At 41.1% G+C, this 14,583-nt stretch carries 13 protein-coding genes; 11 read left to right on the forward strand and 2 right to left on the reverse strand.

The genetic code is table 11. The annotated features are described in order from the left end of the window. The first annotated feature begins 19 nt into the window (after positions 1-19). From F9U64_RS15345 to F9U64_RS15360, 4 genes are all read left to right on the forward strand, one after another. On the forward strand, positions 20-409 hold the full coding sequence (locus F9U64_RS15345; RefSeq protein WP_153405527.1) for a hypothetical protein: 390 nt from the start codon (positions 20-22) through the stop codon (positions 407-409). Positions 410-713: 304 nt separating this feature from the next. Then, on the forward strand, positions 714-1,205 hold the full coding sequence (locus F9U64_RS15350) for a sigma-70 family RNA polymerase sigma factor (RefSeq protein ID WP_153405530.1): 492 nt from the start codon (positions 714-716) through the stop codon (positions 1,203-1,205). 126 nt (positions 1,206-1,331) lie between these two features. Beyond that, positions 1,332-1,544 carry a hypothetical protein gene (locus F9U64_RS15355; protein WP_153405533.1) on the forward strand — a complete coding sequence of 71 codons (213 nt, stop codon included), beginning with the start codon at positions 1,332-1,334 and terminating at the stop codon, positions 1,542-1,544. A gap of 84 nt (positions 1,545-1,628) precedes the next feature. Continuing rightward, on the forward strand, positions 1,629-2,216 hold the full coding sequence (locus tag F9U64_RS15360) for a hypothetical protein (protein WP_153405535.1): 588 nt from the start codon (positions 1,629-1,631) through the stop codon (positions 2,214-2,216). Between the two features lie 88 nt (positions 2,217-2,304). On the opposite strand, the gene F9U64_RS15365 is transcribed toward F9U64_RS15360, so the two are convergent. Beyond that, positions 2,305-3,438, reverse strand: a complete 1,134-nt coding sequence (locus F9U64_RS15365; RefSeq protein ID WP_153405538.1) for an acyltransferase — start codon at positions 3,436-3,438, stop codon at positions 2,305-2,307. A 114-nt stretch (positions 3,439-3,552) separates the two neighbouring features. Here F9U64_RS15365 and F9U64_RS15370 point away from each other — a divergent pair, with 114 nt between their 5' ends. After that, entirely contained in the window at positions 3,553-5,466 is a 1,914-nt protein-coding gene (locus F9U64_RS15370) for an FAD-dependent oxidoreductase (protein ID WP_153405541.1), read from the forward strand. Between the two features lie 508 nt (positions 5,467-5,974). Here F9U64_RS15370 and F9U64_RS15375 read toward each other — a convergent pair. Next, positions 5,975-7,990 (reverse strand): acyltransferase family protein, encoded by a 2,016-nt coding sequence (locus tag F9U64_RS15375; RefSeq protein WP_153405544.1) that lies wholly within the window; start codon positions 7,988-7,990, stop codon positions 5,975-5,977. Between the two features lie 309 nt (positions 7,991-8,299). On the opposite strand from F9U64_RS15375, the gene F9U64_RS15380 reads away from it, so the two are divergent. The 6 genes from F9U64_RS15380 to F9U64_RS15405 are packed head-to-tail and all read left to right on the forward strand — an operon-like array spanning position 8,300 to position 14,354. After that, entirely contained in the window at positions 8,300-9,256 is a 957-nt protein-coding gene (locus F9U64_RS15380; RefSeq protein ID WP_153405748.1) for a beta-ketoacyl-ACP synthase III, read from the forward strand. Further along, positions 9,246-10,382, forward strand: a complete 1,137-nt coding sequence (locus F9U64_RS15385) for an ATP-grasp domain-containing protein (protein WP_153405546.1) — start codon at positions 9,246-9,248, stop codon at positions 10,380-10,382. The genes F9U64_RS15380 and F9U64_RS15385 overlap by 11 nt, the downstream gene beginning before the upstream one ends. Positions 10,383-10,387: 5 nt before the next feature. Then, positions 10,388-11,389 (forward strand): NAD-dependent epimerase/dehydratase family protein, encoded by a 1,002-nt coding sequence (locus F9U64_RS15390; protein ID WP_153405549.1) that lies wholly within the window; start codon positions 10,388-10,390, stop codon positions 11,387-11,389. Further along, positions 11,370-12,206 carry an MBL fold metallo-hydrolase gene (locus F9U64_RS15395; RefSeq protein ID WP_194287403.1) on the forward strand — a complete coding sequence of 279 codons (837 nt, stop codon included), beginning with the start codon at positions 11,370-11,372 and terminating at the stop codon, positions 12,204-12,206. The genes F9U64_RS15390 and F9U64_RS15395 overlap by 20 nt, the downstream gene beginning before the upstream one ends. Beyond that, positions 12,203-13,030, forward strand: a complete 828-nt coding sequence (locus F9U64_RS15400) for an SDR family oxidoreductase (protein WP_153405554.1) — start codon at positions 12,203-12,205, stop codon at positions 13,028-13,030. The genes F9U64_RS15395 and F9U64_RS15400 overlap by 4 nt, the downstream gene beginning before the upstream one ends. A gap of 13 nt (positions 13,031-13,043) precedes the next feature. Then, the gene (locus F9U64_RS15405; protein WP_153405557.1) at positions 13,044-14,354 is read left to right on the forward strand and encodes a F390 synthetase-related protein; all 1,311 of its coding nucleotides are present in this window, start codon (positions 13,044-13,046) and stop codon (positions 14,352-14,354) included. The last annotated feature ends 229 nt before the right edge of the window (positions 14,355-14,583 follow it).

The raw sequence follows: 14,583 nt of genomic DNA on the forward strand, positions 1-14,583 counted from the left end.
TTCAATTATTAGAAAAATAGTGGGAAGTCGCAAGAAGGGAGCGGGAAGTCGCAAGAAGCGGGCGGGAAGTCGCAAGAAAGAGCGTGGAAGTCGCAAGAAAGAGCGTGGAAGTCGCAAGAAGAGCATGGAAGTCGCAAGAAGAGCATGGAAGTCGCAAGAAAGAGCATGGAAGTCGCAAGAAGCGGGCGGGAAGTCGCAAGAAGGAGCATGGAGGTCGCAAGAAAGCGCGTGGAAGTCGCAAGAAAGAGCATGGAAGTCGCAAGAAAGAGCATGGAAGTCGCAAGAAAGAGCATGGAAGTCGCAAGAAAGCGCGTGGAAGTCGCAAGAAAGGAGCGGGAAGTCGCAAGAAAGAGCAGTAGCTGCAAATAAAATGAGGAAACTGCAAATAAAAAGCAGAAGCTGCAAATAAAATGAGGAAACTGCAAAGAAAGAGCAGAAGCTGCAAATAAAATAGTAAACTTGCAAATAAACCAGCGGAGAGATCCTCACGCCACGCCAAATTCAAGCACAATGTCACATTTCATACGATATTTCTCTTAGCCCCCTCCATTCTCGCGATTTTCTATTTGTTTCACGCCAAAAATGCACCAAATCTCGGAATTTCCACACTACCTATGGAAATAGCGGCATTCGTCATCTGCAAATTCCTTTTATATGATGAATTCACCGGCGGAATTTATGATAAGTGCTTATCCTTTGGGAGTATTGGAAAAGTGCAATTTGAAGAGGTGCTGAAGGATCATGAACGAGTGATTCATCACTTAATTAACAAATATGGAATCAGGGATATGGAAGGGGAATTTTTTCAAGAAGGGATGATTGCGATTTGGGAAGCACTCAGAACGTTTGATCAATCTAAATCAAAATTGTCTACCTATATTTACAGCTGTGTTTCCAGGAGGTTTCTGAACAAAATCAAAAAAGAAAGTCGTGAGCAGGACAATTTAGATTCATGGCTTGAGCGTGTGAGGATAGATGATTTGCTGATGGAGGATAAGCCGGCTTTTGACAGGCAGCTTTTATCCGACATCCGTGAAAAACTCTCAGACAAACAATGGTGCTGGTTCGTTCATGCTGTGATAAAGGACCAGACGATCAGCGAGATTGCAGATACTTATGCAGTTACTGCGCCTGCAGTGAAGAGCTGGAGAAGAAGTGCCAAGTCAAAAATCAGGCAGCTGCTGCAGCAAAATCATATGGAATAAATTATGATACTGTTTATCTCCTCACTGACCAAAGTCTCACTTTATCCATTACTAGAAAATTAATGAAAAAGTTGTAGAAATATGGCGACAAAATAAGTATAATGAAAGAAGAATTGGGAAAATGGAATGATAAAAGATAAGGATGGGCATGTAATTATGACTACTTTTAGAACGGCTGATATGATAGGTTCAATCCCTAATAATGGAATGTATGTACAATCGAATAAAAAGAGTTCTGCTGAAGTACAGACGAGCTCAGCGAATGAATGGAAACTTGTGTTAGGCGATGAAGCTAGAAAGATCAATCCATTATTTGATGTGAAAATTCAGCGCAATTAATTAATTCAGCAATCGATTGTTCAGGATGACTGGTCCCGCTACAATGCTTTTGAAGCAAAGCAGCATCCCGCATGGTACGAAGAAGTGAACGGTGTATTTGAGAAGAACAAAATTTATTATGGGAATCTGATCGAATCCAAATTGAATGCAATTAAGGATGCGGAAGCAGAAGGTGATCAGGACAAAGTGGAACTGTGGGAAAACAGCCTTCAGGATGCGATTGAAGACTTTAATCAGGCACCAGGCATTGTGCCATATATTGTCGGATTAAATCATAATGCTGACATGGCGGCAAAATATGGTGTAGAAGAACCGGCAGATGACTTTTTCGACAGCAAATATAATGCAGCAATGGTATTGGATCAGGGTAAATTTGAAGCGAATCATTGGTCTGAGAATGCGATTTTTCAGGAAGATGAGGAATTGAAAGCTCATGTCCAAAACCTTGTCGCAGATAAATTTGAAGATTCAGAGCAGACGGTGAATGAAACGGTACAAGTAGCAGCAGAGCAAGAAGCAGAACCGGCAGCTGCTGAGGAAAAAGTAACGGCAAGCTCTCTGACAGAAAATGCTAATAAAGAACTTAGTCTGCACCAATATGTATGGGATAATCTGAAAGAGTCGATTAAGCCGAACATTTTTGAAGTAATCGATAAATATAAATTGGGATAAGAAAAAATGCCTCCAGAAGTGGGAGGCATTTTTTTGTGCATTATTTTTTATCACAGACGCTAAGCATCCTGATAAGTATCGCTAATGATCAGTGTTTCTCTTTCTCTTTATAAGGTATCTTCTTCGGTGTTGCACCAAACAGTATCCAGCTGTATTTGTAGCGGGTTACGATTCCTACAATCAGCCATGACAGTGCGAGAACGATGATAAATCCGCCAAAACTTTTCAGATGATAGAGTAATGAATCACCTGGCATTGGCACATATTTCTGGTACAGATTTAAAATCAGTAAGTGGATCAAATATACACCAAATGAGACAACCCCAAGGTGGATTAGCACATTGTTAAGCTTCGTGCTCCAGTTTTTGTAAATATAGAAGGAAGCTTGCAATAACACTAACGCAGAGAAGAAGGTATGGCCATTCCACAAAGCTTCATATACAAGGTTCTCTGCCCATTGCCCTGTTGTTCTTGTCCAAACCCAGATGAGCGCATGAGCAATAGAGAAAATCGCCCATATTATCCAAATGAAACCTGATAATAACTTTTCCTTCCATTTAAACTCAAAAGAAAAGAAGTTCGAAAATTTGTCAAAATTCACTCCTAAATAGATCCCAAAGAAGTAATAACTAAAATAGGATAAGGAAACAATTCCTTTATTCATAATCAAACCATACTGATGATTCAGGAAGACGAATGCCCACTGGATCACAAAGCCCAGAATGATAGAATATTTTACTAGACCTGGCCACTTTTTAAAGGCGAATAACAGAAGCGGAAATAATAGATAAAACTGGATACTGATAAACACGAAATACAAGTGTGATGCCGTGCTTCCAGTTAATAACTGATTAAAAAAAGTACTGACCAATTCTCTGGTTGTAAACACACTGGAATAGTATTCATAGTTGTACATAAAGTAAATGACGGAAAAAATAATGTACGGCAAGATAATATAGAGCAATCTTTTTTTGTAAAAACCTAGTATCAATTGACTTGTTAACGGCCTGTGATAGTAGGAATAAAATAAAACAAAACTACTTAAAAAAATGAAGGTAGGTGTACCAAACCGGAAGAACGTGTTAAGAAAACTGTACGCCTCAAACGTAAATGTGTTTGGATCATATTGCGACACGGGAAAGGATGTGGCATGGACAATCAGCACACCCATGATTGCAAGGGCCCTTGTCACATAAATTTCATTAATATATCTTTTATTCAAAAAATCACTCTTTTCTATTATTGATAGACTTTTGGTGGAAGTTGAATGGTAACAAAGATAATGATAAAATAACCTTATCTATGTGTCAATATTGCATAATAACTAGGAGGAAGTATGAAAAAAGTATATATTTGGGGATTTTTGATCGTTATTGTAATTGCTATTGGTATTGGGGTAACATTGTTGAATTTAAATGTCGGGGAAGAAGAAGCGACAGATAATGAAACAACAGATACAAATACCGCTGACGCACAAACACTTGTCGAACAATATGAGAAGCCGGTAGCACAGGAAACTTTCGAAGAAGAATATGATGTTATTGTCATTGGCGGGGAGCCTGAAGGGGTAGCGGCAGCTGTCTCAGCGGCAAGAAACGGCCAGAAGACATTATTAATTGAAAAACGGGAAGAACTTGGCGGTCTCTTTACATACGGAATGTTAAACTTTCTTGATATTCCGCAAGGGGAAGGCGGTAAAAATGTCAGTGAAGGTATTTTCAAAGAATGGCATGAATTAGTTGGTGTTGGAAATGCATTTGGAATTGAGGAAGCTCATGCTGCATTTAAACATCTCGTAGATAATGAAGAAAACTTAACGTTAACATCTGAAACAGAAGTAACAGATGTGGTGAAAGATGATACAAACACGATTACATCCATCAACATATCAAATGAGCATGGTGAATTTGAAGTGGCGGCAGGAGCTTTCATTGATGCAACACAGGATGCTGATTTTGCTGTGATGGCGGATGCTCCTTACTTTACTGGTGGAGAAGATATCGGGATCGCTGACAAAAGAATGGCTGTAACATTAATGATCCATTTAAAAGGCGTTGACTGGGATGGAATCAGAACAGCAGTAGAAGAGGAAACATTCGGAACGTCAGCAATGAATGACCATGTGGCATGGGGCTTTGGTGACCTTCATTATGACTATAAACCAGTGCAGGAAAATACGAGACTCAGAGGTTTGAATTTAGCAAAAGTCGGTGATGAATATTTCATCAATGCACTGCAGATTTTTGGCATCAACGGTTTGGATGAAGAATCGAAACAAAAAGCAATTGATATGGGGAAAGAAGAGACAGAACATATTGTCGAATTTTTGCGTGCAGAATTCCCAGGATTTGAAAACGCAGAAATTGCGAGTTTCCCTGAAGAATTATATGTTCGTGAAACACGCCACGTGCTGGCAGAGTACCAGCTTCCAATGTCTGATGTTTGGACAAACAAAGACCACTGGGACAGCATTGCACTTGGAGCTTACCCTGTAGATGTCCAGGCACAGACAACCGAAGATTATGGATACGTAATTGCGGATCCTATCCAATATGCGATTCCGTTCCGCTCGATTGTACCGAAAGAAGTAAATGGTCTGTTAGTTGTCGGCAGATCAGCAGGTTTCTCTTCACTGGCAGCAGGAAGTGCCCGTATCGTTCCGACTGGAATGGCAGTTGGAGAAGGAGCAGGGGTAGCAGCAGCTGTTTCGAATGAAGAAGAAATGACGTTCAGAGATATGACGGAAAATGAGGATATCATTTCCCAAGTAAGAACTAAGTTGGATGAGCAAGGCGCATTTGTTGATCACTTCGATGTAGGCTATCCATATCAGGATGAATGGTATGATGAATCCATTCAGAAATTGATCAATTATGGTGTAGTTGTGGCAAGTTATACAAATGAACTGCCGGTAGATGATCAGGCATCCAATCAGGCGCTCGTTAATGTACTGAACAGTGCGGTTCAACGTGCCAATGGTTCATTCTATGATTTGAACAGTGCGGCAATGCAAGAAATGTACAGTATGGCATTTGAAGGAGAAGCACAGGACTTAACAAAAGAAATGTTCTTAAATATGGTTGCCGGAATTTTTGCACAGGATGCTTCTGAAGCAAACTGGGATGCATTAATCGAAAAAGGCGTCGTAACAGCAGATAGTGTAGAGCAGATACCAGATGAAAATGTACAGTACAAACATATCTACGCAATTGCGGCAGATATAGTAACCTATTTGGAAATGCAAGCATAAAGACGAGACTTATAAAAAGTGGGAGACCGCTTTTTATGAGTCTTTTTTTGTACTGAAACAAGTGGTCTGGATTAATAAGAAGAAATCTTTTGGGCCCAGGTTAGGATGTGTGTATAAGCTTAAGAATAAGAACAAATCTTAGGGGGAAAGTTCAAGATTTGTTGTTAAAATGAAAATAATGAACAAATCCCAAGGAAGAGAGGGAAGATTTGTTGTTAAAATGAAAATAATGAACAAATCTCATAGCAGAAAAAAAAAGATTTGTTCATTATCGCAAGAAATAAACACAAATCTCATTGTTAGTGCCCAAGACGTTCCTAATCCTGATATTAAAACAAAATCCCACCCTCGACCTAAGTATTCCGCTTTCCCCCCCCACTATGACTGAAAAGTGTCTATACTCCAATCGTATGTATTGCTATCCCAAAGTTACCAGCTCACACTGCCATTGCCGCAAAAAACCCCTGCCAAAGCTCCTAACATAGCGCACTGGCAAGGGTCACACAACTTATTCTAGTGTATCAATCACAGCTTCCAATTCCTCTTTAAATGGTTCTGTTAATGTTTTTGCAAAGGTTGTGGTGATATGGTTGCTATCACGGTAGATAATGATATTATTTAAAACCGAATAACATGTCTCATCATCACAGAAATAGTCGCTGAAATCGACAAGGTGCACGTTATCAGGTATTTCTGTTTCAGTGTCCGTAATTTTCCCTTCATCCACCATGCCTTCACGGTCGACGTGACATTCACTTATTCCTTTGTCTTCCACACATGTAGGGATCTCGTATGGGAATTTAGGTGTATCTCTTATTGCAATAATTTGGGTAAGATCCTCATATTGCTGCCATTTATCAAGGTAAGCTTGAGGTATTTCGATAGATCCTGCAACAGTTGCTGTTGTAAAAATCATATCAGGCATATTTTCTGCCAAAACATCCTCCAGTTCTTCATTCCAGTCCATACATGTTTCATCTAATCCGCCGCCAAAATCATCTGCACTGAATCGGCAGGCATCTTTATAATAAAGCTGCAGCTCGATTCCCATTTCAGAAGCTGCTTCGACTAGTGGAGGGAACCAGTGGCCGGAATGGGATCCGCCGACTAATGCCAACGTATACTCCGGATTTTCGGTTTCACCGTAGGAACAAGTTTTAACACCTTCTCCAGCCATTGTTGTGTAACACTGAGTGTCCTCGTAAAATGCAGGCAAGTCTTTTGTCACACTGATAAAGTCTGGTATAACTTCTTCATCTTCATCATTGGAATAATATTCTTCAGGCAAAACTTCTAAATTAACATAATTCTCTTGTTCTTCTATAAGGGCCGTGTCCACATCTGTATCAATATCCCCTAATAACTGCTGTCCATAAACATTCCAGCTGATCGCAACAGCTGCGACAGGGATAAGAAAGGCCATCGCGATCCCGACAATTTTCTTCTTTGCCTCACGCGGGGATAATCTTTGAATCGGCTTTTCAATCAATTTCGACGTGATTAATGAGATTCCGAATGCGACAAGGATGATACCTATACCTGCTGGGATCGAAACATTGTCAACATCGAAATAGGCCAGGTAAAAAATATACAATGGCCAGTGCCATAAGTAAAACGCATAGGACACGCTGCCAAGGAATAGAAATAATTTTGTACCAAGTAATTTCTGTACACCAAAGGCACTCGCATTTTCCGCTGCCACAATAACAAAAATAACACCGAATATTGGCAGCAATGCAGCATACCCTGGGAACACATCAGAGACAGGTAATACCATACCCGTAAATGCGATGATACAAAACCCGAGCCAACCGATAATAAAGGCAACAGCTTTCGGCATTTTCAGATATGGTAAAAGCAATGCCAAAATCCCGCCAAGACTGAACTCCCAAACACGGGCAAATGTGTCAAAATACGCCCATGGCTGGTTGACTGCTGTAATATAAACAGAATAGCTTAATGATGCTGCAAACATCACGATCAAAACAGTCAGCAATGTTTTCCTTAATGGTGTTTTAAAAAGTTTCTTTGCCAGGAAATAGGCAAGAAAGATAATAACAGGCCATGTGATATAAAACTGTCCTTGAAGCGACAATGCCCAGAAATGCTGAAACGGACTTGCGTTCACATTCTGTGCTAAATAGTCGACAGAATTAAAGGCCAACTGCCAGTTTTCATAATAAAAGATCGATGATAATGCTTCAGGTACAATTGAAATCCAGCGTGATGCCGGGAATATAAAATAAGAAGCAGCGATCGAAAACAAGATAACAGTTAACGCTAACGGCCACAATCTCCTTACAAGTCCTAAGTAGTATTCGGTTAAATTAATGGTTCCATGTCTGGCAACTCTTGAAAGTAAAGAGGTTGTAATCAAATATCCGGAAACAATAAAGAATACATCTACTCCGCCTGAGACTTTTCCAAACCAGATGTGATAGACTGCTACAAGAAATGCTGCAAGCACTCGTACCCCTTCGAGTTCGGGTCTGAACCGTTTCTCAGGAACGATTAAATCTTTCATTGAATTCATCTCCATAATTCCTTTTTAATTAGTGTTCTTTAAAGGCTTGTTGTTCATACACCTAATAAATAATAACATTTCTATGTTGGAAAAAGAAGTTATTGGAGAAAAAAATCAAATCTCTTCGTTAGATCAGTTTGTCGATCCCTTTTGGAAATACCTTGAAATTTCACTGTTTTTGTCATAATCTAGTAAAGTGCGTGTTCAAAGAGCCGCTAATCATTTGGTGACTTTTTGAACATCCTCTTAAAATAGTTATTATAAAATAAGAGAGCAGGATGTAATGTGCGTAAAGTAAAAATAACAGGAATGGGAAAATACTTGCCAAAAGCAATCGTCCATTCTGATGAGATTGATAGATTACTAGCAGTAGAACCAGGATGGACGAAAAAGAAATCTGGTGTCGAAAAAAGACATTATGCGAAAAGCGAAACAGCATCTGATATGGGAGCAGAAGCAGTAAAAAAAGCGCTCCAAAATGCTGACACTACATTGGACGAAATCGATGCGATTATCTGCACAAGCGGGACAATGGAACAGCCAATCCCATGCACAGCTTCCCTTATTCATAAAAAACTGGCACCAGCCCGGCCAATTCCAGCATTTGATATTAATTCGACATGCTTAAGTTTTGTGACAGGATTCGACTTAATCTCACATGCAGTCGCCAACGGTACCTATAAAAAAGTGGTCATCGTCGCAAGCGAAATCGCATCAGTCGGGTTAAATCGGGAACAAAAAGAAAGCTACGTACTGTTTGGTGACGCAGCGGCCGCCTGTGTTGTCGAAACAGCAGATGAGGAAACAACAGGAATCCTCGCAGCGAAAATGGAAACATACAGTGAAGGTGCCCATTTAACAGAAATACGCGGTGGCGGAACAAAATATCACCCCAATTTTCACCATAACGAGCAGGATTTTTTATTCGATATGGATGGCCAGAAAGTTTTCCGGATGAGTTCCAAAGTAATCAATCCTTTTGTTGATGAATTATTACAAGAAGCAGACCTCTCCATCAAGGATCTCAAAGCAGTTGTTCCACATCAGGCGAGCGGGATGGCGATGCGATTGTTACAGAAAAAGTTAGGGATCCCATCATCACAATTCATTAATGTAATAGAAAACTATGGCAATACCATCGCTGCATCGATTCCATTAGCATTATGTGACGCAATTGAATCAGGAAAAATTCAGCGCGGAGATCATGTGATGCTGCTCGGAACTTCAGCAGGGCTCTCGCTTGGAGGAATGATCTTTGTCTATTAAAAGAATTCTCCTGACAGGAGCAAGAGCACCAGCCACACTCGATCTCGCCAGAATTTTTGCGAAAAATGGATATGAGGTACATGCGGCTGATTCGGTCGCTTGTGCCTTAACATTTTCCAGCAAAGCAGTTCACAGCACTCATATAGTAGCCTCACCAAAAATGGCAACAGCGAGATTCATGGAACAGTTAATGGATATAATCAAACGAGAACAGATTGACATAATAATCCCGACATGTGAAGAGATTTTTTACCTTGCTTCCTATAAAAAGCAAATTGAAACCTATTGCCAGCTGTTTGCCGAAGATATCGGTCGATTAGCAGCATTACATAATAAACACCAGTTTCCGCTCATCGCAGAACAATATCAATTACCTGTACCATCGACAACACTTTGTCAAAATATCGACGATTGGAAAAGTGCCACAAGTATGATGGACAAAAAAATCGGCAAGCCTGTTTTCAGCCGCTTTTCGAATCAATTGTATTTTTTACCGGAAGATCGGGAGAAGCCGATTGACATATCAGAACAAAAGCAGTGGGTTGTCCAGGATTATATTGATGGTGAGCATTATTGTTCTTATAGTGTAGCCCATAATGGCCGGATTCTTGCACATATTGTGTATCAGAGTAAGTTTCGAGTCGGCGATGGGGCCACGATTCATTTTCAGACAATCCATGAACCGTCTGTTGATAATTGGGTCAAAAAATTTGTAGAATCCTATCAGTTTACAGGCCAGATTGGGTTTGATTTTATTAAAGATAAAGCAGGAACAGTGTACGCCATTGAATGCAATCCGCGCTTAACGAGCGGCATTCATCTGTTCGACAGATTGCCTGTCCATGAAGCATTTTTAGGGACAACCACAGAGACCATTACACCACAAAATTCCTCCAGAATGTTAACAGCGGCAATGCTGACATATGCCCTTCCGAACATAAAGCAGCACGGTATGAAGCAGACGATGAATGCGATAGCTGCTGCTAATGATATCGTGTGGGACTGGCATGATCCTGCTCCATTTTTCAAACAAATGCAAAGTCTCTTGTATTTTTGGCAGCTAAGCCGAGGGCAGAAAATCAATCTGACAGAAGCAACGACATTTGATATTTCATGGGATGGGTGAAAAAAATGAAAATACTGATAACCGGCGGGACTGGATTTTTAGGCCAGAAGCTTGCGCGAAGATTGAATGGCATGGATCACCAGGTAACAGTGATCGGCAGAAATGAGCAAATTGGTGCAGAGCTTGAAACAGAAGGGATCACATTTCTGAAGGCAGATTTAACCGATTGTGAGTCGATTCACCGTGCCCATTTTGACAAAGAGATCGTGTTCCATTGCGGCGCATTATCCGCGCCTTGGGGGAGATATGAGGACTTTTATCAAACCAATGTGATCGGAACAGAGAATGTGGTCAATGCCTGTATTGCAAATGATGTCAAACGTCTGATTCATGTTTCGACACCAAGCATCTATTTTGATAAAAACGAACGAACAAATGTGAGCGAAACCGATGCCATATCGTCAAAATTTTTAAACCATTATGCGACAACAAAATTTTTGGCAGAGCGTGTTGTGGACAAAGCATTCGACAATGGCTTGCCAGTAGTGACATTGCGGCCGAGAGCTATCTTCGGACCTGGTGATAATGCGATCATTCCGCGCCTGATCCAGACAAATGAAGATAAGTTCATTCCTTTCATCAATCATGGCAGAGCGGTCATTGATCTGGTTTATGTCGAGAATGTGGTCGATGCGATGGTATTAGAAATGAATGCCGATCAGAAAACACTTGGACAAAAATATAATATTTCAAATGGGGAGCGGTGGATTCTTGCAGATGTGCTGAAAAAGTTGTTCCAGACAATGGACGTTCCTTTCCGCTATCGCAAGCTTCCCTATCCGCTTGTCTATTCGATGGCAGCAATCTTAGAGTGGCTTTCGAGGAATTTCCAGAATTATCAAGAACCTGTCCTTAACCGTTATACAGTAACAGTTTTATCGAAATCACAAACAATCTCGATTGATAAAGCAAGAGCAGAACTAGGCTACACGCCAAGAGTCAGTGTGGAAGATGGAATTCACTTATTTGCAGAATGGTGGCGAGACAATGAAAAAAGTAAAGCATGAACTGCGAACAGCAGGCAGCTGTAAACAGATCGAGAAAATAACCAATACAAAAAAGCCGCTTCGGTCGGTATTTTTCCCTGCCCATTTTTCGATTATTGTTCATCCGGATCATGGCTTGATTCTCGTAGATACAGGCTATGCCGAACATTTTGACAATGCTGCGAAAAAGTTTCCTTACTCACTTTATAAAAAAGTCACCCCAATTACGTTTGCACAGGAAGACAGTGCCAAAGCACAACTTGAGAGGGAAGGCTTTAGCTGTGAGGATGTTGCTTACATTATTATTACCCATTTTCACGCGGACCATATTGCCGGGCTGAAGGATTTCCCGAATGCCAAGTTTATTTGTATAAAAAAGGCGTACAACCATATCGACGGCAAAAGCGGCTGGAAAGCATTGATGAGCGGCTTTTTACCAGATCTAATGCCGTCAGATTTTAGGGAAAGAGTTCAATTTATTGACGAAAATTATGTCCCGGGAAATAACGCGAACGAACTCGATCGGTTTGGGACAATTTATGATATTTTTTCTGATCAAAGCATCTATGCTGTCGAGTTACCAGGCCATGCATGCGGACAAATCGGCTTATTTTTCGAGACAGAAGGCCAGAAGCGTTTTCTGATTGCTGATGCTGCCTGGGACAGTGATGCTTATCGGTATCACCAGCCCGCAAGTCCGCTCGCTGGACTGATTTTAGACAGCTTCTCAAGCTTTCAAACAACATTAGAAAAACTGCATCATTTTCATAAGGATCATCCTGATGTGCAGATGATTCCGTCTCATTGCAGAGAATTTACAGGAGGTGAGAGCAAATGAGAGTTGCCTTGATTACTGGTGCAAACAGCGGCTTCGGCTTATTGGCAGCACTGGAACTAGTCAAACAAGACTATCAGGTGATCGCAACAATGCGAAATTTGCAGAATCAACAGCAGCTGTGTGAAGAAGCGGAAAAGCTCGGTTTACGGAATCGGATCGAGATACAGCAGCTAGATGTGACTAATTTGGCGGAAATTCAGAAAGTGCAGCAGGAGATTTTACATACATATGGAAAGTTAGATGTGCTGATTAATAATGCAGGCTATTGCCAAGGCGGTTTTGTTGCAGATCTTACCATTGACCAGTGGCAAAACCAGTTTGATGTCAATGTGCATGGGGTTTTGAGGGTAACGACGGAAATGCTCTCATTATTGCGAATGTCAGCAGACCGAGCGAATATTATAAATATCAGCAGTGTCAGCGGCTATTTCGGTTTTCCGGGAATGTCGCCATATTGCTCGTCAAAGTTTGCATTAGAGGGTTTTAGTGAAAGCCTGCGCTTGGAGTTATTGCAGGAGAACATATTTGTTTCCCTTATCGAGCCGGCATCCTATCAAACGAAGATCTGGGAAAAAGGCCTGGCAAGCATTGAAATTGATCAGATGAAGGAAGACAAGTTAAAGGAGTCTGTTTTAACATATGCCAAAAAATCGGCCCAATCAGGTGCTGATCCAATTGAAGTGGCCCAGTTAATCGCCCGGATTTGTGAGAAAAGAAAGCCGAAGTTCCGTTATCCGATCGGCAAAGGAGCCAAAGTCCTATCCCTGGCAAAACGTTTGCTGCCATGGGGACTGGTAGAAAAAGTAGTCATTCGAAATTTATAAGGTGGGGACAGAGATGCCAAGTAAAATTCAGGTAGTCAAAGCGTATATACAAACCAAATACCGAAAAAAGTGGCGCTCACGAACGGAATTGGAATCGTGGCAGGAGAAACAGTTACGTAAGCATTTTGCGTTTTTGCGTCGGCATTCTCCATATTTTAAAGAGAGATTAAAGGCCACTGGTTATTCGTTGCATGATCTGAGGCAGATTCCGCTGATGGATAAAAAGGTGATGATGGAACATTTTGACGAAATGAATACAGCTGGCATTATTAGGGAAGCGGCCATGAATGTAGCATTACAAGCAGAGAGGACAAGAGATTTCCAGCCAATGATCGGCACAATTACTGTCGGAATGTCATCAGGAACATCAGGAAACCGCGGCATTTTTCTAGTATCAGAAGAAGAGAGAAGTGAATGGGCCGGCACAATTTTAGCGAAACTGCTCCCTGGTGGGCTGCTGCATAAAGAACGGATCGCCTTTTTTCTCCGTGCAAACAGTAACTTATACGAATCAGTGGGATCAAAACAAATCTCATTCGACTTTTTTGATTTGATGGAAGAACTGGATCAGCATATCATACGGTTGAACAATATTCAGCCAACGATCATTGTCGCACCTTCGTCTATGCTGCGAATGCTTGCAGATGCGAAGAAAAACGGGGAATTGCATATTTCGCCAGCAAAGGTGATTTCCGTTGCAGAAGTGCTTGATCCAAATGACAAAAAATATATTGAAGCGACTTTTGATCAGACTGTTGATCAGGTTTACCAGGCTACAGAAGGCTTCCTTGCACAAACTTGCTCACATGGCACCCTCCATTTAAATGAAGATATTGTGATCATTGAAAAGGATTTCATTTATGAAAGCAAGTCCAGATTTTCACCAATCATCACCGATTTCAGAAGAAAAACCCAGCCAATTATCCGCTATCAACTGAACGATATTCTGACATTGAAGAAATCACCATGTCCATGCGGCTCTGTGATGACAGCATTAGAGCAGATTGAGGGAAGATGTGATGATCTTTTCTATTTTCCGAGGGAAGGGAAGCTTGTGCAGGTTTTTCCGGATTATATAAGAAGAGCGGTGATCACAGCATCTGAGGAGATAGAACAATACCGTGTGATCCAGCACTCGCCTGAAAAAGTAGAAGTGCAGTTGCTGACAAATGAGCAGGAAGCTGTTCAGGGGTTAGTGAAGCAAAGTATGGCAGAATATCTTTTGAAACAGAAACTGGAGGTTCCAGAAATTATCTTTGGGCCATATCAGCCGCAAGATCGATTGCAGAAGTTGAAGCGAGTGGAGCAGAGAATGGGGAGGTGAATTGTTCTTCCTATCAAAACTCCCGGGCGGGATTCACGATGATAGTTAAAAGACATTATCCTATTAAATCTCGAGAGGATAGGTCACGAAATGATAGGAAGAAAGTCTTTTCCTATCAAAACTCCCGGGTGGGAACCACGATATGATAGTTAAAACGTATTATCCTATCAAAACTCGAGGGGGTAGGTCACGAAATGATAGGAAAACCGTCTTTTCCTATCAAAACTCC

Source organism: Gracilibacillus oryzae, from assembly GCF_009498735.1.
GTDB lineage: Bacteria > Bacillota > Bacilli > Bacillales > Amphibacillaceae > Gracilibacillus > Gracilibacillus oryzae.